This is a genomic window from Stieleria varia (genome assembly GCF_038443385.1).
Taxonomy (GTDB): Bacteria; Planctomycetota; Planctomycetia; order Pirellulales; family Pirellulaceae; genus Stieleria; species Stieleria varia.
On record NZ_CP151726.1, the window covers coordinates 9,694,818 to 9,719,866 of the forward strand.

General features: G+C 54.3%; 18 protein-coding genes and 1 pseudogene. 10 read left to right on the forward strand and 9 right to left on the reverse strand.

All coding sequences use genetic code 11. The features are described from left to right. Positions 1-39: 39 nt before the first annotated feature. On the reverse strand, positions 40-1,221 hold the full coding sequence (locus tag Pla52nx_RS32740) for a glycosyltransferase (protein WP_146523012.1): 1,182 nt from the start codon (positions 1,219-1,221) through the stop codon (positions 40-42). Between the two features lie 529 nt (positions 1,222-1,750). On the opposite strand from Pla52nx_RS32740, the gene Pla52nx_RS32745 reads away from it, so the two are divergent. Together Pla52nx_RS32745 and Pla52nx_RS33085 are read left to right on the forward strand one after the other, a co-directional pair. Beyond that, on the forward strand, positions 1,751-3,148 hold the full coding sequence (locus Pla52nx_RS32745; protein ID WP_146523011.1) for an MATE family efflux transporter: 1,398 nt from the start codon (positions 1,751-1,753) through the stop codon (positions 3,146-3,148). Between the two features lie 371 nt (positions 3,149-3,519). Further along, positions 3,520-3,631: pseudogene (locus Pla52nx_RS33085) on the forward strand (DapH/DapD/GlmU-related protein); the annotation flags it as partial. Positions 3,632-3,760: 129 nt separating this feature from the next. On the opposite strand, the gene Pla52nx_RS32755 reads toward Pla52nx_RS33085, so the two are convergent. After that, complete coding sequence (locus Pla52nx_RS32755; RefSeq protein ID WP_146523010.1) at positions 3,761-4,822, reverse strand: glycosyltransferase; 1,062 nt, start codon at positions 4,820-4,822, stop codon at positions 3,761-3,763. A 55-nt stretch (positions 4,823-4,877) separates the two neighbouring features. Further along, positions 4,878-6,203 carry an O-antigen ligase family protein gene (locus Pla52nx_RS32760; protein ID WP_146523009.1) on the reverse strand — a complete coding sequence of 442 codons (1,326 nt, stop codon included), beginning with the start codon at positions 6,201-6,203 and terminating at the stop codon, positions 4,878-4,880. Positions 6,204-6,719: 516 nt separating this feature from the next. Here Pla52nx_RS32760 and Pla52nx_RS32765 point away from each other — a divergent pair. Both Pla52nx_RS32765 and Pla52nx_RS32770 read left to right on the forward strand, forming a co-directional pair. Further along, on the forward strand, positions 6,720-8,126 hold the full coding sequence (locus tag Pla52nx_RS32765; protein ID WP_146523008.1) for an O-antigen ligase family protein: 1,407 nt from the start codon (positions 6,720-6,722) through the stop codon (positions 8,124-8,126). Positions 8,127-8,214: 88 nt separating this feature from the next. Next, on the forward strand, positions 8,215-9,414 hold the full coding sequence (locus tag Pla52nx_RS32770; RefSeq protein ID WP_146523007.1) for a cellulase family glycosylhydrolase: 1,200 nt from the start codon (positions 8,215-8,217) through the stop codon (positions 9,412-9,414). A 96-nt stretch (positions 9,415-9,510) separates the two neighbouring features. Here the strand turns inward: Pla52nx_RS32770 and Pla52nx_RS32775 are convergent, their stop codons facing one another. After that, complete coding sequence (locus Pla52nx_RS32775; protein ID WP_146523003.1) at positions 9,511-10,215, reverse strand: transposase; 705 nt, start codon at positions 10,213-10,215, stop codon at positions 9,511-9,513. 180 nt (positions 10,216-10,395) lie between these two features. Here Pla52nx_RS32775 and Pla52nx_RS32780 point away from each other — a divergent pair, with 180 nt between their 5' ends. Then, positions 10,396-10,572: a hypothetical protein gene (locus tag Pla52nx_RS32780; RefSeq protein WP_231742654.1), complete on the forward strand. Its 177-nt coding sequence runs from the start codon at positions 10,396-10,398 to the stop codon at positions 10,570-10,572. Between the two features lie 21 nt (positions 10,573-10,593). On the opposite strand, the gene Pla52nx_RS32785 is transcribed toward Pla52nx_RS32780, so the two are convergent. From Pla52nx_RS32785 to Pla52nx_RS32800, 4 genes are all read right to left on the reverse strand, one after another. Further along, the gene (locus Pla52nx_RS32785; RefSeq protein ID WP_197455037.1) at positions 10,594-12,573 is read right to left on the reverse strand and encodes an AAA family ATPase; all 1,980 of its coding nucleotides are present in this window, start codon (positions 12,571-12,573) and stop codon (positions 10,594-10,596) included. Between the two features lie 110 nt (positions 12,574-12,683). After that, complete coding sequence (locus Pla52nx_RS32790) at positions 12,684-15,062, reverse strand: hypothetical protein (protein ID WP_197455036.1); 2,379 nt, start codon at positions 15,060-15,062, stop codon at positions 12,684-12,686. Between the two features lie 252 nt (positions 15,063-15,314). Then, the gene (locus Pla52nx_RS32795; RefSeq protein WP_146523004.1) at positions 15,315-16,814 is read right to left on the reverse strand and encodes a hypothetical protein; all 1,500 of its coding nucleotides are present in this window, start codon (positions 16,812-16,814) and stop codon (positions 15,315-15,317) included. Positions 16,815-17,295: 481 nt separating this feature from the next. Next, positions 17,296-18,000 (reverse strand): transposase, encoded by a 705-nt coding sequence (locus Pla52nx_RS32800; RefSeq protein ID WP_146523003.1) that lies wholly within the window; start codon positions 17,998-18,000, stop codon positions 17,296-17,298. A 248-nt stretch (positions 18,001-18,248) separates the two neighbouring features. On the opposite strand from Pla52nx_RS32800, the gene Pla52nx_RS32805 reads away from it, so the two are divergent. The 3 genes from Pla52nx_RS32805 to hemA all read left to right on the forward strand — a co-directional run bounded on the left by Pla52nx_RS32805 (position 18,249) and on the right by hemA (position 21,474). After that, complete coding sequence (locus tag Pla52nx_RS32805) at positions 18,249-19,082, forward strand: hypothetical protein (RefSeq protein ID WP_197455035.1); 834 nt, start codon at positions 18,249-18,251, stop codon at positions 19,080-19,082. A gap of 272 nt (positions 19,083-19,354) precedes the next feature. After that, the gene (locus tag Pla52nx_RS32810; RefSeq protein WP_146523002.1) at positions 19,355-20,200 is read left to right on the forward strand and encodes a cytochrome c biogenesis protein CcsA; all 846 of its coding nucleotides are present in this window, start codon (positions 19,355-19,357) and stop codon (positions 20,198-20,200) included. After that, entirely contained in the window at positions 20,197-21,474 is a 1,278-nt protein-coding gene (hemA, locus tag Pla52nx_RS32815; protein ID WP_146523001.1) for a glutamyl-tRNA reductase, read from the forward strand. Before Pla52nx_RS32810 ends, hemA begins: the two co-directional genes overlap by 4 nt. A 9-nt stretch (positions 21,475-21,483) precedes the next feature. Here the strand turns inward: hemA and scpB are convergent, their stop codons facing one another. Continuing rightward, positions 21,484-22,773, reverse strand: a complete 1,290-nt coding sequence (scpB, locus tag Pla52nx_RS32820; protein WP_231742648.1) for an SMC-Scp complex subunit ScpB — start codon at positions 22,771-22,773, stop codon at positions 21,484-21,486. Between the two features lie 213 nt (positions 22,774-22,986). Here scpB and Pla52nx_RS32825 point away from each other — a divergent pair, with 213 nt between their 5' ends. Beyond that, entirely contained in the window at positions 22,987-23,721 is a 735-nt protein-coding gene (locus tag Pla52nx_RS32825) for a hypothetical protein (RefSeq protein ID WP_146523000.1), read from the forward strand. After that, positions 23,718-24,905 carry a cysteine desulfurase family protein gene (locus Pla52nx_RS32830; protein ID WP_146522999.1) on the forward strand — a complete coding sequence of 396 codons (1,188 nt, stop codon included), beginning with the start codon at positions 23,718-23,720 and terminating at the stop codon, positions 24,903-24,905. Before Pla52nx_RS32825 ends, Pla52nx_RS32830 begins: the two co-directional genes overlap by 4 nt. Positions 24,906-25,049: the final 144 nt, after the last annotated feature.

The window sequence follows — 25,049 nt, forward strand, 5'->3', positions numbered from 1 at the left end:
TTCGGCTACGGGTCAAACAGCGGGGGGGAATCTTTAAACTCAACCGTTCTCTGGCAGCGTTTCCGTGGGTTGCCAGGTAACAACACGGTGACCAAGAAACGTTTTGATCACGGCGATGAACGCTGCGGTATGCAAGATCACAAAGTAGTAAGCAAAGTACGGCAGCTTCATCCTGCGACCCTTGCTCTCGTTGAACCAACCGATCACAGCGAGCATCACGAACCCGATCTGTGCGGCGATCAGCACCCACAGTATGGGATGATTGAAAACATCCACGATCGCGGCTGCCAGCATGATGACGAACAACGGGATAAAAAACCATCGCAACACGCGATGACTCATCAAATGAAACCCGTACCACAACGTCCGCGGCAGAAAGAACAATTTGGAATAGCAGAGCACGGCAAAGAAAGCACGGCAAACCGTACGCACGCGTCGTGCAAAGTCCTGTCCGACGGTGATCTTGTAAGGTTCCGTTGAAACCGCTGTTGGGACAAATCGAACGGCTTGTCCCGCCAACACGGTCTCAAACGCGATCACGCCGTCCTGGGTACAGCCCGGCTTGATCCGCTCAGGAAACAGCTCCCGCTTGATTGAAAACACACCGCCCTGGACATACGTCATCGAGCAAATGGGGATTTGCCATTTTTTGATCTGGTTCTCGTAGCGATAAAACAGTCCTTCGCCTTCACCCGCTCCCCCACCCGCTGCTGAGACATGGGTTTCGCGTCCGCAGCAAACACCGATCTTGGGATTGGCCAATGGTCCCACCAACTCGGCGACCGTTGACGGTGAAAAATCGGCGTCGGCGTCAGAGAACACCAGCACTTCCGTTTTCACATCGCCCAGCGCCTGACGCAACGCGGTCTCTTTGCCGACTCGCGTTCCGCTGTCATAGATTGACACCGGCCAGCGACACAATTCATTCGCGATGCCTTCGCGGAGGACGCTTTCGCTGCCGTCGCTGCAACCGTCCAAGACGAACAGGATCGACAGGTCGCCGTTGTATTGCAGGGCGTCGCAGTTGATCAGCTTTTGACGCAGCACCGTCTCGCCGTTGTGAACGGGTATCACCAGCGTCGCACTGGGCCACCGGTCCTCAAAACTCGTCTGTGTGTCACCGGCAACACCCAATCGATTGAGCAACCACAGCAGGATCGGATAGCCGATGTACGTGTAGCCGATGACGCCGGCGCAAAAAATGATCACTGCATCGATCATGCGAGTTTCTGTGCGGGTAATGAAGTCGAGAGGTGCATGGGTTCTAAGGTCACCAAATGATTCGCTCTGGCGAGAAGTCGGTCGACAAGTTTAGTACGCCGAGAGCCAATTGTGCTGATGTCGTTTGAACTTGCAAACAATAGCTTCGGGGTAAAAACGCTTCCAACAACAACATTCACCTGGCTGACGGGCGAATGCCCCCCGTTGTTGGCACGCTGTGTCACTCCATCCTGCATAGAAAAGCCCTGTGAATATCCGAGATCTTTGAGTCCTAGCCAGCTCGTGGCACGTCATCCATTATGGATTGCGGCGGTTGTTCGCGACGATATTGGGGGAGAATCAGATTCTTCGGCAATTCTGGATGAAATTCGATGTTCCGCGATCAAGATTTCCTGCAGGTCGCCCGCTACCCACGTCCTGGAAATGGGTCCGAAAAAGGAGACACGCGTCCAAAGTCTCTTGCGAGCCTTCCGTGGTTCGGCCATCACTGATCAAGCCAGAACGACGACATTTTGACTGAATCACATCGATGAGAGCAGTTCTCAAGAAACCCGACGCAGCAACACGCACACTCTTGCTCAAAGGCGGGCTCTCGCTCGGCTTGAAGTTACTCAGCGCCGTCGTCGCGTTTCTCTTTAACCTTGTGATTGCCCGAGTGTTGATCAAGGAAGATGCCGGGCTGTTCTTCCTCGCCTTGTCCGTGACGATGGTGCTCAGCACGTTCTTTCGTTTCGGGATGGATCAGTCTGTCACGAGATCGGTTGCGGAGAATGTTGCCGATCGAGACTGGCAAAATGTGTTCCGATGCTATCGGGTCTGCATGCTCATCACGTTGTATGCTTCTTTGCTCGGCATGGTGGTCCTTTTATTGACCAAAGGCTGGATCTGCGAACGTTTTTTTACTCCGGAATTGGAACCTGTTCTAACCATCTTTGTTTGGAGCATTTTCCCGATGTCGGTCTGCTTGCTGCACTCGCGATTTTTTCAAGGTGCAAAAGAGATGGTGGGGCTACAGCTCTACCAGAACCTCGGGGTGTCGTTTGTATTTCTTGCGATCCTGGGTTCGGTTTGGCTGGCGACATCGGGGACACCCAGTCTATTCTTTTGCAGTTGGTTGCAATGCTTTAGCTATCTTGCTTTAGCGGGTGTCGGTGCGATTCATTGGCTCTCGACTTTGCGACGCATGGAGTCAGAGAGCCTGTCGGTTGAATCACCCGAAGAACAAAACAGTAACATCGCCGACGATGTGGTTCATCCTGATGTGACGGTCAAGTGGTTTCTAGCTGCTTCGTTGCCGCTGTGGGGCATCACCATGATTGCCATGCTGGAACGTTGGTTTGGCCAACTGGCGGTGGGTGTCTGGTGCGATGTTGCTGATGTCGCGACATTCACCGTCGCGTTGCGGATTTCGATGCTGATCTCGATAGTCGTCATGGCGGTCAACGGAATTTCCTTTCCAACGTTTGCTTCGCTGCATCGCGAGAATAAGCTCGTGGAGCTTCATCGAACCGCGGTCATGTCCGCATGGCTCACCTTCGCTCTAGGGCTTCCCATCGCCGCGATCGTGTTTCTGTTTCCGGATTTCCTGCTTGGGTTATTCGGCAAGGAATTTATTGGCTCCGGCTCTCTGTTAAGAATACTGGTCGTCGGACAGATTGCCGCGGTCGCGTCGGGGGCCACAGGCGGCCTGCTGGTCATGACAGGGCACCAGGGGACGGCACTGCGGGTTTCAATCATTGCGATGTTGTTCATGTTGGTTCTGACCGTCATTTTGGCGCCATGGTACGGCATCTACGGAGTCGCCACCGCGAACGCCGTTGGAATCATCGCAAAGGTAGTACTTGATATTTCGGTCGTTCGGTACAAACTCGGCTTTTGGCCGGTCGGATTGAAACTTCCCAATAAGCCATCTGCGGAATCTAACTGATTTGTTGTGAACGTGTGAACCTTGAGGAAACTGCTTCGATGGTAAAAACGATTGGGACACTCGTGACGTATTTGTACAACGCGATAGTGACTCACGCGCCATCGCGAACCTTGCGCAAGACCTTTTTGCGAATTTGGTTTCGGAAGTATGGCACGGGCGCTTCGGTGCAGATGCGGTGCCGATTCATGAATGGTCGGCGGATCAGTCTGGGCGCTAGAACGGTGCTGAACTTTGGCACGCTGCTTGATGGTCGAACGTTTCCGATTGAGATCGGTGAGGACGTATCAATCGGCCCCGACGCCACGATTTTGACTTTGGGTCATGATCCACAGTCACCGACATTTCAGACTTCCGGTGGTCCAGTGACGATCGGAAATCGAGTGTGGATCGGTTACGGTGCGATGGTGATGCCGGGGGTCTCGATCGGCGAAGGTGCGGTTGTCGCGGCCGGGGCGGTTGTGACAAAGGACGTCGAGCCCTTCACCATTGTCGCCGGTATCCCTGCGAAAACCATCGGACAAAGAAATCAAGAGCTAGAGTACCAGCTCGACTTCCGCCCCTGGCTGCGATAGTTCAATGTCGTGTTGGCAAAACGACATTTGATTGGCTGATTCAATTCGCGGCAGGATCACACAACTCTCGGAAAAACTGGCTCGTTAGTTCGCCGGTGACCGGCCACTCAAAATTCGACAGGTCGGGACCTACGTTGGGCAATTTTTGGTCGAGTGATTCTTGGATTCTCGCCAAAGTCAACTCTCCATCGTACATGTGCACCCAGTCCTTTCCGACCAACTCCGCTATCTCGGGAGTCGCTCCCTTGCGTGGGATCAGTGCTCGTCTGGACATCGAGAGAGCCAGCAACAGGCTTCCCGAATTGAGAATGTCTGAGTAAGGCAGCACCGCGAGGTCACACGCGGCGAACTGCAACGAAACTTCGTCGGCAGGCAGGAACTCAATATTGAGTCGCAAACGGTTGTCGGTTGCCGCGATCTCTCGCAATAGGGTTTCGTCTCGCTCGGATTTACCCGGCCCCGCGATCAGTAAGCGCAGCGACTCGTCATCACTTTCATGGACCAATCCAGCCAGCATAGGCAAGTTCTTATACGGCCTGATCATCCCCAGACTCAACAGAACAGAATCCGTTTCACCGAGCCCCAATTTTTCTCGAGCGACTTGCTGGTCAACCGCCGGCGGATAGTCGTCGCGGTAGTGACCATGTCTGACGACAACGCTGTGTTTGGACCGAAGTTGCGGATGAAGCTCAAACAGTTTTTGCCGACCGAATTCTGATAATGAAATGGTGCCGTCGACCAAACCCAAGAACCGGCCGAAGTACCATTTGGTCAGCCAATGGTCTCGTCTTTCATGAGGCTCCAAATTGTGGGTGGTCCAAGCAATCTTGCTGCCGCCCAAACGCTTGTGGCACCACAACACCAACAAGATGGCCAAGCAGAGCGTCAATCGAATCGGCAGGATGCCCTTTCGCAACGGGACTTCCGGCCAGTGCACATGAATCACATCCCACCCCAGACGCAGGATGTTCCGTGGGGAAAACTCGGCGGTCTCAACGCCGAAGTGTGACGTGCTGTCCTGCACGCGATATGGATACGGATTGGTCCGACGTGTTCTTCTCGCCGGCCACGCCAGGACGTGCAACTTCTTGTCGCTATTCATTGATTCGGTATGGATTGACGCCAGGGCGTTGCTATGGGTGGAAAGAGTTCAAGCTCTAAACGCCGAGTTCTTCAAACTCTTGGGAAGCCGCATCGAGCGTGTCGTCGTCCTCTGCCCAGTCGTCCCCTTCGGATTGCCACTCGTCCATATCGTCTTCATCGTCCCAAGATTTTGGACTCGCTAAGCCGAGACCCAGTATCGGGATGCTTGCTAAGGACTCGATGTGGCCCCCGTGAAGCAAAGAACATTCAACCGATTGGTGGACAATCAGCCCGGCAAAGAAGCACAGGCAGACCTTGGCGGTGGTGCTGTATTCCCATCTCTTTGTCAACTCAATCCAAATGTAGAAGTACAGTGCCAGTAGCAACAACAGACCGATCGCTCCGGTGTGGTAGAGAGTACCGAGATACAGGTTGTGCGGATCCAACAAGAAGTCGTCCACGCCTCGATAACGCTTTGCAAAACGTTTCCCGTAGCCAATGACTGGTTCCTCTGGCAACGCTTCCAGAATGTCTTTCCAAATGTGATTGCGACCATTGTATATGGATCGACCCTGAGCCCCGATCGCCGCGCCCTCACTGGACGAGTTTGATTCCATTGCCAGGTAGATGTGGGGAACAGCAAGCGATCCTGCGACCAGAACAAAAAAGCCAACGGTACGGATCCCTCGAATCGACTCCAACGACCGACTAGCGACATAGAAGCCTGCTGCAACGATGATCAGCACTTGATTACTGCGCGAGTCCGATGCGTACACCATGATCAGCGACAAACCCATCAGCAGTACAGCACTCAAGAAACGGAGGCTCGTGACCCGCTGTCCGATGCAGCAGATCAAAGCGAGGAAAAAAACCGTTGTCGCCGAAGTACCCAGCTCGTTCTTGTGGTGGCCAAATCCAATGTAAGGTGTCGAAAATCCAGCAGCAGCCCATCCGGCCGTCAACGCAAGAAAAGAAGCTATCCCGATCGATAGAAAAGCCGCTACGAAAAGCTTGAAGGACCAGTCGCACCTCATGGTCACAACCAACCAAGAAACAGCCAGCAAGATCTGAAGCAGCGGTTGCCGTACATCCTGTGGTCCTTCACCGGAACCAAGCATCCCTCTGTCGTGCAACACTGCACTGAACAACCCCACCAAAATCATTCCGATACCAAGTGAGAGCACCAGGACAGAGGGACGATTGATTCGACCACTGGTGAACAGGTCAAGAATCAGTACCAAACCGATGCCCAGCACCGTCAGCCCCAGGTAGATTTGAGCTACCGTCAATCCCGGCAGCTGATATCCTCGAAAGGGCGTACAGAAAATCGGAATCAAAATCAACAGAACGGCGAAACGCCAAATGCCGTTGCGTCGTGTTTCCAACTGAAATGTTTCCATGATCCAATTTTTTGGGCAGACAGGTTTCTTGGGCAGGCTGGTTTCTTGGGCAGGCTGGTTTCCTGGGCAGCCAGGGCAGTCAAAGGACGGCTGTACATTCCGACTTTCTCGGATGGATCGGTTATCCTGACGAGCCGATCAAGTTCGTTCGCCGCTTCAATGAGCACCATCAATGAGTACACTGAGTGCAGCCCACTTGGTCTGCGACTCAAATGGTCTTCAGAGCAAAGAGTTCACGACCCGATTATAGTTGTCGCGAACTCCCCGTAAATGTCGAGGGTTCTCACACCCAGAATATCGCTTGGGGTTGGCCCGATACGTGACAATGTTAACGTGTCTAACCACTGTCCCACCTGAGATACCGTTGCTGACCTCGCCACTATGCTTGTTTTTCGAGGTGATTTGACTCTGGCTATCATGGGCACCACCAGTCTTCAAAAGCAACGTTCGACATCCCCGCAACCCTCAGTCGGCCCTTAAACGCAGGTTGCGGACGACTCCGGCCCTCAAATCCAAATGCTTGCACCCGAACTCGCCTTTCTGATCTTTCTGGTTCTGACACTCGTCGCTGCGGCATTGGCCACTCGCAGCAGCGGTTTTTCCTCGTTTTCGCCGGACTCGATCCTGCTGGGAACTGGGATGATTTTTTCGCTCCTGTCGGCCACTTGGTTCGATTTCGAGATCTTTGGCGTGCGTCTGGAAGTCCGCAGCGCCGTGGCCGCGATCTGTTTGGTCGCCTACTGCGTTCACTCCTGGCGAATGATCCTCCGTAGCTGGGGAGTGCTGGATTGGCTGGTCGGTGCGATCTGGGCCTGGCAAGTCTGGGTCGACGGCCGGGATCAGGGTTTCAGCATCGCTCTGCCCGTTCAAGCTTATGGTGAATGGGTGTTGCCTTACGCTGCGGGCCGCTTTGCCGTGCTGAACCGACACGCGTTTGTTTCCCTGGCACCTTGGTTCTGCGGCGTTGCCGTCACCATCGCTGTGTTGGCCAGCGTCGAATGTTTTACCCAACTCAATCCGTGGAACATCCTTTCGCCAATCGATGACCTCGTTTATAGGTCTTCGGAAAAGCGCTACGGATTGTTGTATCGCGCGTACGGCCCGACTCGGCACCCGATCTTTTTGGCGATCTGGTTGATGCTGAGTATTCCTTGGATCATCGGTTGCATCGAAATGGCCAACGATCGCCGCCAGCGTTGGTGGTACGGAGGTGCCCTGGCGATGGTCGTGATCGGCATTGGTGCGACCGTCTCCCGCGGCCCCCTGTTGCTACTTCTGTTGGTCGCAGGAATCGTCCTTGCCGCTTACTCTCGCAAAGCTCGCTGGATCCTGATCGCGTTGGCTTGCGTCGGTGGCATCGTGGGATACATGCAATTCGACACCCTGATCCGGGCCTTTGACGCTGGAGTCAAATCAAACGACAAGTCCCAGGTCATCCAGGTTGAGGGCGAAGCCGAGATCTACAACGGCACACTGAATCGAATGTTCGTGATGAAACTCTACGGACCGCTCGTGTTCCAAGGCGGTCCCATGGGTTATGGCTCCGTCGCCACCAGCACGTTCCCACCGGACATCCCTGGATTGCCCGCGTCTGCCAGAACCCGCAAGACGCTCGGGATCGTGGACAACTCGTTCATCCTCGTGGGACTGCGATTGGGATGGGTCGGACTCGGACTATTCGTGCTGTGGTTGGTGTCCGCGATGTTCTTTTGCTTGCGGCTACGACGCGGGGCAGCGACCTATTTCTATCCGTTGGGACCGGCGACCTTGACCGCGATGGCGTGCATCCTGCTGGCCGTCTCGCTGGAAATGCTGACGGTTTACTTTGCCTATGACTATGCCTTTCTGCTGAAATTTCACCTCGGCGTGGTCGCCGGTTTGGTCGCTACGGTACGCTTGGTCAACCGTGGCGTGCTGGATTGACCGTCGGTTCTACTTTTCTGCGGTCTGCCGAGTATCCTGAAAGGCCGAATCGTGTCCACATCGTCAAACCTGTCTCGCGACCTTCACCATGTACCAAACCATCGCCTACCTGTTCTCGATCTACTTTTCGGCCACCGCCGGCGGCGTCGAGCAACCCGATTATGCCCCGCTGCGGGTCAGGGTCTCGATCAATGACGGGATGAAAAGTGTCCGTGGGGCACACGAACAGGTGCTGCGAGGCACGGGCGTCGCCGTGTACAAGTATCGTCGTGATCAGTTGAAACTGGAGGGCAACTGGCCGGCTAACGATTACGCCCGCAGCGCCGCCTATTACGACGAACTTGTCGAGCGAAACATCAACGCCGTGCGTGTCATCTGCTTTGACCCCTGGCAACGTTCCCACGCGGACCCCGGCTCAACGGTACCGTATCCGTATGCCGATTTAAATGATCCCGATGACGTTGCCGAATTGTTGAGTGACCTGGATCGCATCGTCGAACTGTGCGAGCAGCGTGACATTTATGTGTTGATCAATTACCACGACACGACGGGATACCGGGACCCCGATCACAGTTCACCGGCGGGTTCCAACGGGCAATTTGCCTACCTCAATTCGATGGACTACCTGAACCAGTTTTGGGACATCGTCGGCCCACGCTATGCCGATCGCAAACACGTATTTTATGAGCTGACCAACGAACCGGTCGGCTACCATCCCAACGATTACAACTCACAGCACCTCGACGACTTTGCCGCGTTGTATCACCGCGTGCGGGTCTACGCGCCGGAGACACACTTGGCGATGTTGTCCTTCACCACCGTGGCCTCGTACGGTGCCTCGATGTTGGACGTGACCAATCAACTGAAACAGCGTGGCGTCAAATTCACGAACGCTTCGGTCGGATTTCACCCCTACAAGATTTCTTCCTTGCCGCACAGTTTGACGCCCATCAATCAATTGCGAGCCGCTGTACCGGTGATCAACACCGAGCAGAATTTTCCGCTATCGGTCGATGACGGAGTGGACGATCCCAACGGCCGCGGGTTTGGCGGTGACTTGCTCGGAACGCAGACGATGGAACGATTGGGGATCAGTTGGTTTCATTGGAACACGACTGGCCCAGAAGAATTCAACAGCAACTTCCGCGGCATCGTGTTGCCCGATGCACGCGACAAAGGCTATCTCTGGCGAACCGAGTTGCGATACATCATGAACTGGGATCGCATCGTCCGCCTACTCGGCTTTTCACGTGAAAAGGGAGCAAAGCTCTTCCGCGTCACCCAGTGACAGTTGACGCGGGCGCGTTGAGCTAGAGGGCTCAGGTACAACACCACTAAACGCGAATCAGTATTTCCTGCTCAATACACCGCTGAGAAAAAGGTGTCAGGACTCTTTTTTGGGTTTCGGTGATTCGTGGTTCGTCTTTTTGGGGCGGCCTCTTGGGCGGAGCGTGGACTCGAGGTCCAGACGGCGCGCTGTTGTCTCCACCCAAGGCTCACTTCCATACGGAGCACCTCGCTTGACGCACCAGCGGACCGCTTTGAGCTCGTCCTCGGTCAATGCTTCATTCACTCGCTCGCACCAATTCGGTAGGCGGGCAATCGGCCAAGGTGACAGCAATTGCGGCTCTCGCTCGGGCTTGGAAAGCCAGCGTGATAGCGACCCCCACTTCCAATCTTCGGCGCGCTCGACCATTCCTGCACGCTGTGCGTTCCGCTCCGCATAGCGACAAACAGTGAAAAAGTGGTCATCATCCTCGACAGGGAAACTCTTGAAACGTCCCTGGTAGATGTGCCCTTCACCGGAGGTTCCGTAGTGGGCATGCAACCGCATCGTGTGAGTCAGTGTGACCCATCCAAGAAACTGACTCATGCCACCGTCTTCAGTGGGCGAGAGCACGAAGTGCCAATGGTTGCTCATCAACTGGTATGCGAGTATCCGGCAAGGATATCGCTCGAGTCCTTCGGCGAGGATCCGCTCGAAGGCGTCGAAATCTTCTGGCTTGTGGAAGATATCTGACTTGGCGTTTCCACGGTTCAGTGCGTGATAGATCCCGCCCGCTTCGTCAGCGCGTTTTGGTCGTCCCATGAATCCAGTTTACAGGACTCCGCGACCGAAAACAGCAAACGGGCACCAAAAAAAGAGTCCTGACACCTTATTCTCCTGCGACCGAAAACAGCAAACGGGCACCAAAAAAAGAGTCCTGACACCTTATTCTCCTGACACCTTATTCTCCACCTTATTCTCGTCTGACACCTTATTCTCGTCATGTGGCGTGACATCGGGCTTGGCGATTGGCTATTTGACTTTGACAACGAAGGCGACGTCAGGCGATTGCCCAGCGCGGTGCTGGCGATGGACACAAACCCCGTGGAATCAATAGCAAATGCCGCCAAGGCACGACAATACGTACATCAACGCCCACGCGAAGCATGGAACGATTGAGCGACGTACTCGCGTGAGTCGCTATTCATTAAGGATATTGCTAACTCTCCGATTCGTATCACTCCTGACCGATCCGATCTCCTTTTCAAGCTTTTTAGGGTCACCCCAACGCCGAAACTCTTCCATCCACGGATAACGCATTTGTTTGGCAATCAGGAGCATTCGTGTCACGAGAAGTTCATATCCCGACCGCAGGTTTTGAGAGTGCCTAGACTGTCGCGTGGGAAGCTTGCGGCGGACGATTTTGTTGAGTAGTTCGTAGAGGGCCGACGACAAACGATGATTAATCTCTATCGCCGATGATTCCCAACCAAATGCCTTGACATAAACCGAAACGGCTTCGAGGTTGTACATCAAATACCGCGGGTGCAGTTGCTGCAACGGCCTGTCCAAGAATCGATTGATGGTCCGGATCGCCTTGATGGCATCGCGGTCAGCTCGAAACTGCTCGGGCTCTGTCATGATATCCAACAGGACAACACGTTCCTCCTCCAACTCCTTCACAATTGCATCGTTAGGCTGCATCAGACTGAACTCTTTGTCCCATTCATCCCACTGATCACGTTCTAACGCATAGGAACGTCGTGTACGGTTGTACCAATCGTCCCCTTCCATCGTTCTCAAAAAACGGCGGATGTCTGTTTCCAGAACAATCTCGTCAAACGGCGTAAATTCGTCGTCCGCGTCACCACCAGATGTCTTACCACCTTGCAAGGCCAACCCTTTGGCGACGAAAAACTCGTAAAACGTTCGATGGGCAAAACGCAACACCTCCGTGTCACCGTCATTGTCTCGGATAACGAAAGGGCATTTTAGAATGGCTTCAAACGGATCGATGTCTGCTTTCTTAGGACCGGTGCTGCATCCGACAATTTCATCACGAGTGAAATAGTCCCGCTGATCGAGATACAGTCTCACCGAGCAGCGCGCAATCGAATCCAAGTCCCATTGCACCGCTTTGCTGATCTGGGTTTGCGCCTGCCGCAGTTGATCGTCAACGTTGGCAAAGTTGATGAACTCCTTGATATAGCGTTCGATAAGGGCGACCCCCGTATCCAGCTTCTCGAAGTCATCAGCTTGCATACCTCCCGAACCGACAAAATCACAAAACAGTCGCATAAGCAGTGGACGCCGGAGCAATTCTCGAAGAGCGGGATAATTGCCGATGTGCACCGCCATCGCCGCATGAAGTTCTTCACTCAAAAACATGTCGAGATGGGTTTTTGTGAAGTAATCGAGACGGACGAATGGGATGGAATGCCCAAGTCGGGAGTCGCGTTTTCCAGACAGGCGGCTGACCAGATCAGTCGCATTGTTGCGATCAAATGTTCTTAAGTATTCCGTTCTGACAGTGACAATGACCCGATATTCGCGATGAGAATCATCGCTATACAGAAGGTTCGCAATCGATTCAAAGAAGTGTTCGTGGCCTTCGACGGTAAAAATCAGTTCGTCGAGACCATCAAGAATCAACAAGACTCGTCCGTCGCGAATGGCGCCGAGCAACTCTGTCACAACGGTGGGTGTCAGATCACTCTCTCTGTCCACAAGTGGGCGAAACAGCAGACGCACCATCTGCTCCGCATCCAGTGCTTTGGATGAAAAAGCGGAGCCGTCACATTTAGAGAGCATGATCGGAAAGGCTGCTGCGTCAACACGATCCGTGATCTGCCGTGCAAGCTCTGTTTTACCAACACCAAATTGTCCCGTCACGATTGCGACATACGGTTCTGTCGCCACCATGAATGTTGTTCCCCACGATTGATTCGGATTGCATTGGTCGACTGCAAAGAACGCTATCGGGTCAACCGCTTCATTGGGACCTTCCCGGGGATCACTATTAAAAACAAAGCGGTCGTACGTCAGACGAGCCGGCATATCGATGTAGTGGCAAGCCTTGCGTTCAATAAAATCGTTGCATGCTTTGAGCCGGATCTCTTCCCAATCCGGCTTTACATTCGGGTCGCTCGGTGAGTCCTGATCGGATTTCAAACTGAACATTGACCGCTCCAGATACAGGTTCCAATTGATTCGACGCCATCTTTCCGTTGACGTTCTCGCGAATCCATCCTTGACATCTAAGTTAACACGAAATGGGGCAAGGTAGAGTGTTACGCATTCTCCGGCACGGTTGCCGACCATTGTTCTGCTTCGAGCGGTCGCAAAACCCACTTTAGGCGACCTCGGCCGGCGAGTTTGGCTCCAAAATAATTAAGCAATTCTTGAGCAATCTCATCCATGTCACGTTCGTAAGCACGGCCATCTTCACCGCGAGACTGAAGATAGATGTCTTGCAGTCGCCCCAGCTCGGGTACATGCAGAGGACTTGGACCTCGCCCCTTCTCAGTCAAGACTCGAATCGGTGGACGAGCCAGACCACCTCCATGACGTTTCCAAATCTCAATTTCCTCGTGTATGCCTTTGTTGACATCGTCTCCGCCACGATGCAAAAAAATAATTCCCGCTGAGTCTTTGAGGTGACCTTCTACGGCCGCATCGGTTGTGATGAAATCCCGACCACGCCAATCCTCATCAACATAGGTCTTCACGTTGACGTCATGTCCGATTGCTCTTCCCCTTTTCTCGATCGCATGCTTCAGTTTCAAAGCCAATATTTCATCATGCCCAGCGTGCGACAAGAATAACTGATAGGTGATCTCGCACAAAAACGGCGCGAGAACCTTGACCAAGATACTTTTGCGATTTTCATCTTCCCATTGCAGATAACCCATCTCACAAAGCTGATTCACGAAGCTCTCACCGCCGGCAAACCATTCATTCTTATCCGAACAATCGATGAACTCGTTCAGATCGACGCGATTACCCGAAGCCGATTGACGCAGCAATGATCGTCGGATGTAGAGAAAGAGCGATCGACCGACTTGACCATTACGCTGATGCATCCATTCAAAGAAATGTGCCATTACTTTATCAAGCAAGCGACGGTCAAGGACATCTCGAACAAGTTGCCGCGGTGTGCCTTCAGCCAGCACGGACTCTCCAGGCCAGCATTCCTCGGTTTCAAAGAGTTGACTAGCGTTATCCAGCAAATGTCTGGTTAGACCGACCGCATTGCCTAAATAGCTTTGCAACTGAGTTTCATTGAGCGGAATTCGATAGACAAAGCGATTCAAAATCTCATCAATCGCAGTATCATCGTAATCTGAAATCAATATCGTATCGGTACCACGAATCACAAGTCCATCAGGGTCATAAGAAAGATAAACCAGTTTGAGACGTTGCATAGCAAAGTCGCCGTCATGCTTTTCCATCCATTGGCGAATCATGTTCTGGCGTTGCTCTTTTTCGTCTGTCGAGAGTCGAGTGAAGTCAGGATCGCAGACAACGAGCAGTCTACACGTGCCGTCAGTTCCCGACCGCAGTTGATGTTCGATTTGATGAGTGATGTCTGCCCATCGGCTCTGCCACTCCCCGGATTCTCCCAAGACTTGATGCGCGGTGACGGCGATCTTCTGGTCGATCAGTCTCGTGCGATCTGCTATTTTCTTGAAGAAGAATTCTAAGCCACTCCCTGGAACGAACAATAGGCTCGCAGCACGCCAAGGTTCTTGATGGGTTCCTGGGGATTGAAAAAGTTTTTCTTCCAAGGTTTTGAGATGCTTATTCATAAGCTTCTCATCATCTTTTTCATTGATTACTCTGGCACGCAAAAAGAAGTACCTTGGGTCAGCAACGCTCCATTCATTTGATTGACGATTGCAAATGAAATGCCTCGATCGCGTCATCACTCGGTGTGTGGCTTGATCGGGCTCACACGGCGTCATGCCCTTTGGACGACACCTATGGAACGGCCAATCAATTTCGATGAGATTGAATCGTGCGCTTTCCCCTTCTCCCAGTTCTCCGGTCCCAATGGAATGGTGCTGGTACCGAAAGGGCTCTGATGGCAGGTGCGTGAGCGGACCGTTACCAAACAGGTGCAGCCAGATACGAAGTCTCTCGTTGAAAACTTGATGGAGATACTCGTCGTAGCCTCGGTAGCCGAGACTCGCGAGCAACGGCGATTCTGCGCTGACGAGGACGGTGGGAGTGCTCTCCGCGTATGCAAGATTCGAAGCTCCCATCTGCTTGAGCCTGCTCGCCAGAATATCGGCCAAATGCTTGTGCGATTCACCGTTGCGCTGATTCTTGCGAGTCCAATAACGAACTCCCACAAGTGTGATGTGCTTGAGCTGCCGATAGTCAACTTGAGTTGGTTCCGTACGCCAGCATTGTGGCATTGCGCGGCTGGGCCCAAACAGTTGGGAAAACAAATCCTGTCGAAATGCGTCATAACGTTTCCAATAGCTCGGCGTATCTTGTCTGATGTCCTTAGGGCCTGGAACAACCATCACGCGATTAGGAGCGTTTGACGAATCTGGATTTTTAAGCTTTTGCTTCAACAACGTAGCAAGCTTCGCCGCAGCGATGCTAAAACTATCTGCTTTCCCGTCATCAGTTATGTTGCCACAGATTGTGACAAAGTCCACACGTCGATCCAAACTAGGAAACTTCGTGTGACTCCATGCGTCCATCGTTTCGAAACCACTACTGCATGACCGAAAGCACAGGTTTCCAAGCTGGAGCAAACGCATCCTCTGCATCGGAGGTTCCTTACCATCATTGATCATCAGGCAATTCCAATTGCAACTATAAGGCGGGACGAGGAAGGGAGAAGGCGGGAGATAAGAGAGACGTAAAGAAGGCGAGAGCGAGAGTGACTTGCGGTAAATGTTTGAAAACTATTTGGTGATTCGGCCGGCATCCTTGCGTGACGTTGTCGACTCGGCAATCGGGCATTGTCCAGCCGGGCATTGTCCTGCAAATTCACCCGTCCTTTGCTGTACATCTGGAAATGCCTCTCGCGTGGTCGCACCGCGCGAAGCAAGGACTTGGCTGTCAAGCGATTGGGGTGAATGCATGTACTGAGTCAAAGGCAATGGAACTTCCGTCGAACCCACATAACGAGCCTTTACGACAGCGACTGCTGGATCGCTACGTTCGGCCGCCTCCCGCATTCGCTGGACCGCTGAGACAGCATTACTGGCACCGATCAAAGATCGGGTTTTCCCACCGCCAAGGTTATTTCTAGGCAGGTGCATGTGCGCTGAACGCCAGTGGTGCAAAAGCTGGTGAAGACGCAAGATCTGAGAAATCACCAAGTCAAACCCGCGGACTCTCTCGTTGTCCGCCTTATGCTCCGCAACCAATCGGATTGCCTCCACAATACTGACGGATGAGGGCGCGTCGATTTCATTTCGGTCCAAGGCAACTTCAATGCACTGGCCACAGACAGCCTCACACAATGCGTTGTAACGGTCTCGCAGTAATCGGTCATGGAGTCCTACTGACTGACTGCCACTCGTCACACCTAGGTATGTACGTATCCGGTGGTAATGCGTGATTGAGAGGCAATCGATCATCGGGCGGAGGGACGCAACAATGATCTCGGCAAGTGTATTTGCAACCATCAGGTTGTCATGCGCCGTCCATGGGTCGCCGCTGCGACTTGCCTCCGTGGCTACGAGTAAATGTCCATTTGCAACAGAACCCAGTATCTCTGGAATCTGATGAAGACACCGGAACTGCATGAGAAAACTGTCTTCATTGATCGGTAGGTCCACTACCATCTCGTGGATCTTGTCGGCACAAATCCATTCGCAATAGTCTTGCATGCGAAAGGGAACAACAACGGCAGCGAGGTCGCGTTCCCAAATTGTGATGTCATGCGAATAGACGCAGCAGAGGTGCTGCAACCGTTCTCGTTCGGAATCCGGCAGATTGAGCACGTCAATCTTCTCTACTGCGTTTGCGTCAAAAGATTCGATCGCAGTCAAAAGACGGTTGATCGCTGGCGATTCGTGGATACGAATCGTATCCGTTGTATCGCCGACAGGAGCAAATCCCAGACGCAGGGGAAGTCGACCAATCTGAACCATTAAATGGTTGATGGATGAAAGCCAAGTCAAACATGAGATCGCAGTGTCAGCGTCACCCCGATCGATGGCTGCCCCCCCGCGATGAATCAAATCTGCCATGTTCCAAAAGGCGACTTCAGCCACTTGATAGACGCCACGCAAGCAGACGCGGACTGCGCCGGGCGACTCATCACACGAAAGTTGCTCTAAAAAGTGCAGTCCCTGTAAACGCTCGTAAGAAGTCGCAATTGGACGATGCCAATCCCGCTTGCGATTAGCGTTATTCGACTCAACGCCCCGATCATTCGCCGCTGAATGTTTCATGTCTCCAATCATGGGGGCGTTGCCCCCCCGAGTCAATGATTTTCCTGGCTTTTTTGGAGCAGTGCCCTGGTCGCTGCCTGCCAAGTCACCGCACCTTCTCTACGCGGAATTTCTGAAATTACCGGACAAGCGAGAGGGGAATCGGTGACGTCGATTTAAACTTTGCCGATGGAGTATCCCCGAGCAACTCGTTCTCATAATGTGCGTCCAGTTAACACATGTTGTTGTGGTAACTGTGACAGGTAACGCAATGGTCGCCGGCGGCTTTGGGTGCGTGGCACGCCGCACACGCTTGTTTCGTTACCGGATGGAAATCGCCCAAGGGACGCGACTGGAGATTCCCCCATGAACCGACTCGGATTCCGATTCCGATGTTTCCGCGGTTTCCAATGCAACCGTTTGCGTTCCTGATTCCTCGGCGCTGGAGAGGCTGGCTGGGTGTCAGAAGGGTGTCAGAAAGGTGTCAGGTGTCAGAAAGGTGTCAGGACTCTTTTTTGGGTTTCGGTGATTCGTGGTTCGTCTTTTTGGGGCGGCCTCTTGGGCGGAGCGTGGACTCGAGGTCCAGACGGCGCGCTGTTGTCTCCACCCAAGGCTCACTTCCATACGGAGCACCTCGCTTGACGCACCAGCGGACCGCTTTGAGCTCGTCCTCGGTCAATGCTTCATTCACTCGCTCGCACCAATTCGGTAGGCGGGCAATCGGCCAAGGTGACAGCAATTGCGGCTCTCGCTCGGGCTTGGAAAGCCAGCGTGATAGCGACCCCCACTTCCAATCTTCGGCGCGCTCGACCATTCCTGCACGCTGTGCGTTCCGCTCCGCATAGCGACAAACAGTGAAAAAGTGGTCATCATCCTCGACAGGGAAACTCTTGAAACGTCCCTGGTAGATGTGCCCTTCACCGGAGGTTCCGTAGTGGGCATGCAACCGCATCGTGTGAGTCAGTGTGACCCATCCAAGAAACTGACTCATGCCACCGTCTTCAGTGGGCGAGAGCACGAAGTGCCAATGGTTGCTCATCAACTGGTATGCGAGTATCCGGCAAGGATATCGCTCGAGTCCTTCGGCGAGGATCCGCTCGAAGGCGTCGAAATCTTCTGGCTTGTGGAAGATATCTGACTTGGCGTTTCCACGGTTCAGTGCGTGATAGATCCCGCCCGCTTCGTCAGCGCGTTTTGGTCGTCCCATGAATCCAGTTTACAGGACTCCGCGACCGAAATCAGCAAACGGGTACCAAAAAGAGTCCTGACACCTTTTTCTCGAGTGTTGCACTATGCAACAGTCGCTGCGATGCATTGAGGTCAAACGATGCAGCGGGGTGTTGCGGTGAGACAATAACGCAATGTTTTTTTGGCGGCACAGCGTTTGCAAATGAATGAAGGTCACATCGCGAGGTGAACATCGCCCGCAGGGTTCCTTGTCTCTCGGAGTTTGGTATGCCGCTTCTGAAAAGTTTCGTTACCCCGTTCGTTGCCTGTACGTTGGTCTCCATTTTCTCGTGGACTTGCGTGACCGCTGCTGATTCCGATTCACCGAGTTCATCTGAATCGACGCTCGGTGATACTTCTGCGTTGACGCTCTTTGATGCGATCGATCAACAGCGAGTCGAGGTTCGTTACATCGCGATCAGTTCGACGCAAGGCAATCTCCTGATGAGAAACAAGGGTGATGAACCCATCGAGATCCGTGTGCCGGAGTTGGTTGGCGCTCAACCGGTATTGGGCCAATTTGCAGGTGGACAATTTGGTGCCGGACAGATCGGAGCAGGGCAGGGTTTTGGACAACAGGGATTTGGACAGCAGGGCGGTGGTGCACAAGCTGGCGGCGGGGCTTCTCAGCGGGTCGGTGGTGCCGTGGGTCAGGGTCCTGGCGGGGGCAATGACATCGGCGGGCTGTTCAGGATCGGCGCTCACAAAATGCGTAAGCTCAGTGTGTTGAGTGTTTGCTTGGACCATGGCAAAGCAGAACCGTCCGCCAAGATTCCCTATGAGTTGGTTCCTCTGGACTCGCTGACCTCCGACGAAGAACTCAGCCGAGCGTTGTTGGCGTTGCGTCAAAAGGAGCTGTCCCATCAAGCCGCGCAAGCGATCGCGTGGCATCGAGTTTGTGGACTCACTTGGAACAAACTGGCGGGACTGAATCGGACCGAGTCTGCTTACTTGGGCGTGATCAAATTCTTTCGAAAGAGCGAGATCGCCGAGGCCAAAGCGTTCCTGGAGCAGGAGGCGGCGACCCGGCCAAGTAAATCCGAGTTGGCTGTGAATCGGTAGGGGGAACGGCGGAACCTGGAATGAGCTGTGGATTTCTCGCGAGCAGCCGTGGCGAACGCCAAAACGGCTGGTACTGTCCGGCACAGTGATTGAAACGGGCGAGAGTGCCGGAGATTGCGCGGGTGTGACGGGCGAGAGTTCCCGTCCTACGCGAGTTTGGGGCAGAGGTCAGTGACATTTTGGGTCAGTGACATTTTGGATCAGAGGTGTAACATGGGTGGTGGCGCGAGTGCGTGCCGCACGCCGATCTTTCACCTGCCTCCCCGCCCGCGATGCTTTCCATTCTCGGAAAAATCACTGTCACGTGTTTTTTCGCCAGCTACTTGATCGTGCTGGTGTTGGAACTGCTGCGTCTGTTGGGGCGGATTCCCGGTCGGACCATGGCGGTCCTGGCCATGATGGGGTTGGGACTGTTCACCCATGTGGCCTATCTGTTCGTTCGAGTCTTGGAGGTGCCCGATGGGGATCACCAGCAGCAGGGTCTGCTGGCCAGTTGGTCGGAGTGGTCGTTATTGCTGGCGCTGGGGCTCGCCGTCTGTTTTCTGGTTTTTTACCTGCGGCGTCCGGACACGATCATCAGTTTCTTTTTCTTGCCGATGGTTTTGGCGACCATTGGGATTTCGGTCGCGTTGCGCGGCTTCGAGCCCTTCACGCGTGACGAAGCCGTCGGAGTGTGGGGCAGCATCCACGGATTGTCGATGGTAATCGGCAGTGGTGCGGTGTTGATCGGGTTTCTCGCCTGCGTGATGTATTTGGTCCAGTCATGGCGATTGAAACACAAGCGGGCTGGATCGGCGCGGTTTCGACTGCCCACCCTGGAGACGCTGGGACGGATGAATCGCCGTTCGCTGGTGGTGAGTACTTTGTTTGTCGCTTTGGGCGTGGTCGCCGGCGTGGTGATGAACATCAACCGCCATGGTAATGTCGGGTGGACGCAAGGCGGTGTCTTGCTAAGCGTGCTGCTATTCATCTGGCTGATCGCGGCGACTTCGCTGGAGTATTTTTATGCACCGGCGAGCCGTGGCCGCAAAGCGTTTTATCTGGCGCTGGCCAGTCTTGGATTCTTGATTTTGGCCATGATCGGCATCCTGACCAGTTCGCACGGGATGAGTTCATGAAGCTGCAGATGATCGGTTGCAGCCACCATGATGCAGCCGTTGAGTTTCGCGAGCGAGTCTCGTTCAATGCCGATCAGATCTCCGGCGCGTTGTCGCGTTTCCGTGAGCGTTTTCCCAATGGCGAGCTGGTGCTGCTGAGCACGTGCAATCGTGTCGAGCTCTACACGTCGACAGACGACGACTCTCATTTGGATCGCCAAAGTGTCGTCGAGTTCTTGGCCGGCGAGCATCATTTGAGTGTGGACGAAGTCGTTGATCAGATGATCTATCGCGCGGGCAATGAAGCGGTCGAGCACTTGTTCACCGTCGCCGCGAGTCTGGACAGCATGGTCGTGGGCGAATCCCAGATCTCCTCCCAAGTCAAACAGGCGTACGACCTGGCCTGTGAGAACGGCTCAGCCGGTCCTTTGATCCATGCGGTTTTTCAAGCGGCCAAACGGGCCTCCAAACGGGTGCAAACCGAGACACAGATTCATCGTCGTCGCGTCAGCGTGCCCAGTGTGGCGGTGGGCGAAGTGGTCCCAGAGGTCTTTGACACGTTGGTGGACAAACACGTGGTGCTGTGTGGTGCCGGTGAGATGGGCGAAGAGACCATGCGGTATTTGATCGCCGCGGGTGCCAACGACGTCTGGGTACTCAATCGCAGCCGACCCCGCGCGGATGCATTGGCGGAAACCTTCGGCGTGCGTTCGGCCGACTGGAGTGATCTATCGGAACAACTGGTACACGCGGATCTGCTGATCGGGACCACGTCGGCGACCGAGCCGATCGTGACGCTGTCGCAGTTCGAGGCGATCCAAGGGGCGAGAAAGGATCGCGTCTTGTTGCTGTTGGACTTGGCGGTTCCCCGTGACTTTGATGTGGCGATCGGTGAATTGCCCAACGTTTATCTGTACCAGATCGACGATTTACAGGCGGCCTGTCAGCGTAATCGCCGCGAGCGAGAGAAAGAGTGGCCCAAAGCCAAGAAGATCATCGCCGAAGAAACCGAACTGTTCCTTCGTGACTTGAATCACCGAGCCACCGGACCGGTGATCCAGCGTCTGCGTCAACAGGCTCACTTATTGAAAGAGGAAGAGTTGACGCGGTTGAAGAACAAGCTTGGGCACGCGGGGCTGAGTGAAGCGGATTCCAAGGAGATCGAAAAATCGTTTGATCGTCTGATCAACAAGTTGCTTCACCCGCCGCTTTCATCGCTCCGAGACGACGCAGCGGAAGGACACCGCCGTGGGCTTGTCGATGCGTTGCGTCATCTCTTTCAGTTGGGAGACTGACCGACTGGATTATTCCCAATCCTCGTCGTCTTCCTCTTCTTCCTCGTCATCGTCGACGTCATCTTCGTCGTCGTCGTCCCATTCCTCATCCTCTTCTTCCCACTCGTCGTCATCTTCTTCCTCGACGATTTCTTCTTCGCCCTCTTCGAGTTCGTCGGCATCGTCGTCGTCGACTTCTTCCCACTCGTCTTCGTCGTCGTCCTCCTCCTCGTCATCATCCTCTTCATCGTCGTCGTCTTCGTCATCGCCGAAGTCGTCGTCCCAGCCTTCTTCTTCTTCGTCGTCGATGTCGTCATCGCCTTCGTACAAATCATCTTCTTCGTCTTCGATGACGGCGGTCACTGGGTCAGTGGTCGACTGATCAGTGGGACCGGACTGTGTGTCAACAAAAACGATGGCGGAGGACATATTCTCGGCGTCGATTTCGGGGATAACCGATGCAGGGGAGGTGCTCACGAAAGGCTCCTTGGTAGAAGACGAAACATCATCAGCGGGTGAGGAATCTAGGGTTGGAGTGGCTAAAGTCGGTGAATCGAGGGACGCTGAATCGTCTACGATCTGATCCCAATTGATCGGCGGCAATGCGTTGACATTGGCGAGACCAAAGAGTTGTAAAAAACGTTTGGTGGTTCCGTAAAGATAGGGTCGCCCCAGTTCTTCGCTTCTGCCCGCAATGCGAATCAATTCACGCTCCATCAATTGACGCAAAAGTTCGCCACATGCAACCCCACGTACCGCCTCGACACTGGAACGCGAAACGGGTTGGCGATAGGCGACCACCGCGAGTGTCTCCATCATCGGGGTGGAGAGTCGCAGTGTGGGCGGCAGGTGCCCCAAACGAGCCAACCAGGGCGCGTACGCCGGTCGAGTCATTAATCGGTATCCCCCGGCGACTTGCTCGATTCTCAGTGAGCGTCCGTGGTCGTCGTAGATCTGATTCAACTGGCGGACAAGTGTACGGGCCTCGGTCCCGTCCGCCAAGTGAGCAAGTTGGGCAAGTTTTCGGGTGTTCAATGGTGTTTTGGCGACCAACAACACGGCTTCGGCACGCATCCGTCGGATCTCGGGATCCTCGTCAATTTCCCCTCCGATCTGGGCTGAACCTGTGCCGTCAACATCCGAGAGCAACGCACCCGCTGATACTCGGTTGTTCTGTCTGCCTCCGCGAAGTACGTCATAGGGCCGCAAATGAACGGGCACACGATGAAAACGCGACAATCTGCCTCCTGGCGGCCCTGAGAGGACTTGTGGGCCTCCCGTTGGATCGTTTCCGGCATGCGATGAGCAGTTTGAGTTCATGACGCGAGTCAATTTTTTTATGCCGGTGGGGATGTTGATGCCGCGATCAGATACTGTTTTTCCAAGACGCTTTTCCCCAACAGGGCTGTCAGGCTGTTGTGGCAGGCGCAACGATGGGCGTACAGCCCGTATAGTATTAAAAGTAGCTAAGATCGTGTCGCAACATCCCGAAACGGTGATTCCTTGTCCACATCGGTTTCCAGATCCGCCTCGATGCCCCGCAGACAGTCGGCGAAGACTCGTCGAACGGTCGTGATTGTCTGTTCCGTCCTGTGCACGGGCTTGGTTTTGATGGTGATCGGATTTCAGGGTCACGTCACTGGAACCGAATTTGCCCCTTCACACTTTCAATCTCGAGACTTTTCGTTCTACGAGATTCCTGGCCTGCAATTGCAAATCTCGCCAATCACCCGCACCGGGACCACCGCCGGGGTCGCCACCAGCATTCGACTGTCCGGTTTGATCCAAACGCCAAAGGGACCTCCGACGCAGTGGCACGTGGTATCGTTATCCAGAGGGATGACCGGCACGACGCCCGATGATGCTCACCTGCTGACCGAGCAGCTCGAGATGCTGCATGACGGGACGAGTTTCTGGAAAACATGGAATACCGATCACCCCCAACACGCCGCCGTCCTCTGGCCGATGGTTCAACGGCTCGCCCAACGTGAACTGTATGTCTTGATCCCCGAACTGCTGCTGATCGCCCGCAGCTCAGCCGAAAACGACACGCCCCAGACCTTGCGAAAAAAAATCGATCAGACACTGATCCGCGAGTACCGCTCCCTGATCGCGGACATGAGGCAGTCGGACCGCCCTGATTTGGCCGACGCTTTCGACCAAGAATTACGGGCTGACTATCCTGATCTGCCGCGAGCGGAACCGACTGTGATCCAGCGAGAGGAATCGACGAAGCAAGAATCTGCCACGGACAACTCTGTAAAGTGATCTATCTGGACAACAATGCCACGACTGCGATCGATCCTATGGTCGCACGTGTTCTGGCGGACACCTTGCTCTCGGGTCCTGCCAACGCGTCCAGCCAGCATGCAGCGGGTCGTGCTGCCGCACTGCTGATTGAGAAATCGTTGGAAACCATCGCCGAATGCTTGGGCACTGATTTTTCTCTGCCCGGAGGTCCCCGCTTGATTTGGACCAGCGGGGGTACCGAAGCGAACAACCTAGCGATTCTCGGCTTGGGCAGTGACGATCCCACTTTGCCAATCGTTGTCAGCCGCATCGAGCATCCCAGCGTGTTGGCACTGGCACAACGGCTTCAACAGCGTTTTGCGGCCCAGCAACCGAATAGCCGCGACGTCAGATGGATTCCGGTTGGTGCTGATGGCGTTGTTGATTTGGCCGCTCTGGAATCGTTTCTCCAGAGCGATACTCCGCCGGCTTTGGTGACCATCATGGCCGCGAACAACGAAACCGGCGTGATCCAGCCGATCCAGCAAGCGGCCAGGATCTGTCGCGCCGCCGGAGTACCCTTGCACGTGGACGCCACGCAAGCGATCGGAAAAATCCCCGTCGACCTGTCTGAGTTGACAGCCAGTGCGGTGAGTTTCACGGCGCACAAGTTTCACGGTCCCGCCGGAATCGGAGCCCTGTGGCTCGATGCGGGCGTATCACTTCGTCCAATGCTCTATGGCGGAGAGCAGCAACTGACATCCCGTCCGGGCACCGAACCAGTCGCCCTGATCCTTGCAATGGCTACGGCTTTACAAATGGCTTGCAAGCAAATGGACCAGACGTCGCTCCAAATGTCAGAGCTACGCGATCGTTTAGAAATGAATATCTGTCACAGGCTGCCCGAGGCAATTGTCCATGGCTTGAATGCCCCCCGGTTGCCGGGAACCACATGCATTTCGTTTCCCGGCAGCGACCGTCAATCCATGCTGATGGCCCTAGATATGGCCGGAATTGCTTGCAGTAGCGGTTCGGCATGCAGCAGCGGCAGTAGCCCCCCCAGTCATGTGCTGTTGGCGATGGGTTTGAACGATTCTGCGGTCCAGTCTGCCCTCCGGTTCGGTGTGTCGCGGTTTTCCACAAGCTCCGATATCGATACAGCAGTCGATGTTATCTGCCGTGTCTATAACAGGTTAAGCACAAAAAAGATTGTGGAAAACTAAGTGGAAAACTCTCGCCTTCTTCACGTCTTTGCCTAGAATAGGGGCTCGATGTGAAACAAGTCGGCGGCCGTAATCCTGGTAAACCGCGAAACTTAGTTAAGCGGACAGCCTGCGGCCTCCTGCATCCACACCCACTACCAATCC

Bases quoted from the DNA above. Each gene is read 5' to 3' on its own strand.
- Pla52nx_RS32755 (WP_146523010.1), bottom strand. From the start codon at position 4,822: ATGAATAGCGACAAGAAGTTGCACGTCCTGGCGTGGCCGGCGAGAAGA.
- Pla52nx_RS32810 (WP_146523002.1), top strand. From the start codon at position 19,355: ATGCTTTCCATTCTCGGAAAAATCACTGTCACGTGTTTTTTCGCCAGC.
- Pla52nx_RS32800 (WP_146523003.1), bottom strand. From the start codon at position 18,000: ATGGGACGACCAAAACGCGCTGACGAAGCGGGCGGGATCTATCACGCA.
- Pla52nx_RS32745 (WP_146523011.1), top strand. From the start codon at position 1,751: ATGAGAGCAGTTCTCAAGAAACCCGACGCAGCAACACGCACACTCTTG.
- Pla52nx_RS32740 (WP_146523012.1), bottom strand. From the start codon at position 1,221: ATGATCGATGCAGTGATCATTTTTTGCGCCGGCGTCATCGGCTACACG.
- Pla52nx_RS32760 (WP_146523009.1), bottom strand. From the start codon at position 6,203: ATGGAAACATTTCAGTTGGAAACACGACGCAACGGCATTTGGCGTTTC.
- Pla52nx_RS32825 (WP_146523000.1), top strand. From the start codon at position 22,987: ATGCCCCGCAGACAGTCGGCGAAGACTCGTCGAACGGTCGTGATTGTC.
- Pla52nx_RS32805 (WP_197455035.1), top strand. From the start codon at position 18,249: ATGCCGCTTCTGAAAAGTTTCGTTACCCCGTTCGTTGCCTGTACGTTG.
- Pla52nx_RS32795 (WP_146523004.1), bottom strand. From the start codon at position 16,814: ATGAAACATTCAGCGGCGAATGATCGGGGCGTTGAGTCGAATAACGCT.
- scpB (WP_231742648.1), bottom strand. From the start codon at position 22,773: ATGAACTCAAACTGCTCATCGCATGCCGGAAACGATCCAACGGGAGGC.
- Pla52nx_RS32765 (WP_146523008.1), top strand. From the start codon at position 6,720: ATGCTTGCACCCGAACTCGCCTTTCTGATCTTTCTGGTTCTGACACTC.
- Pla52nx_RS32780 (WP_231742654.1), top strand. From the start codon at position 10,396: ATGTGGCGTGACATCGGGCTTGGCGATTGGCTATTTGACTTTGACAAC.
- Pla52nx_RS32775 (WP_146523003.1), bottom strand. From the start codon at position 10,215: ATGGGACGACCAAAACGCGCTGACGAAGCGGGCGGGATCTATCACGCA.
- hemA (WP_146523001.1), top strand. From the start codon at position 20,197: ATGAAGCTGCAGATGATCGGTTGCAGCCACCATGATGCAGCCGTTGAG.
- Pla52nx_RS32770 (WP_146523007.1), top strand. From the start codon at position 8,215: ATGTACCAAACCATCGCCTACCTGTTCTCGATCTACTTTTCGGCCACC.
- Pla52nx_RS32785 (WP_197455037.1), bottom strand. From the start codon at position 12,573: ATGTTCAGTTTGAAATCCGATCAGGACTCACCGAGCGACCCGAATGTA.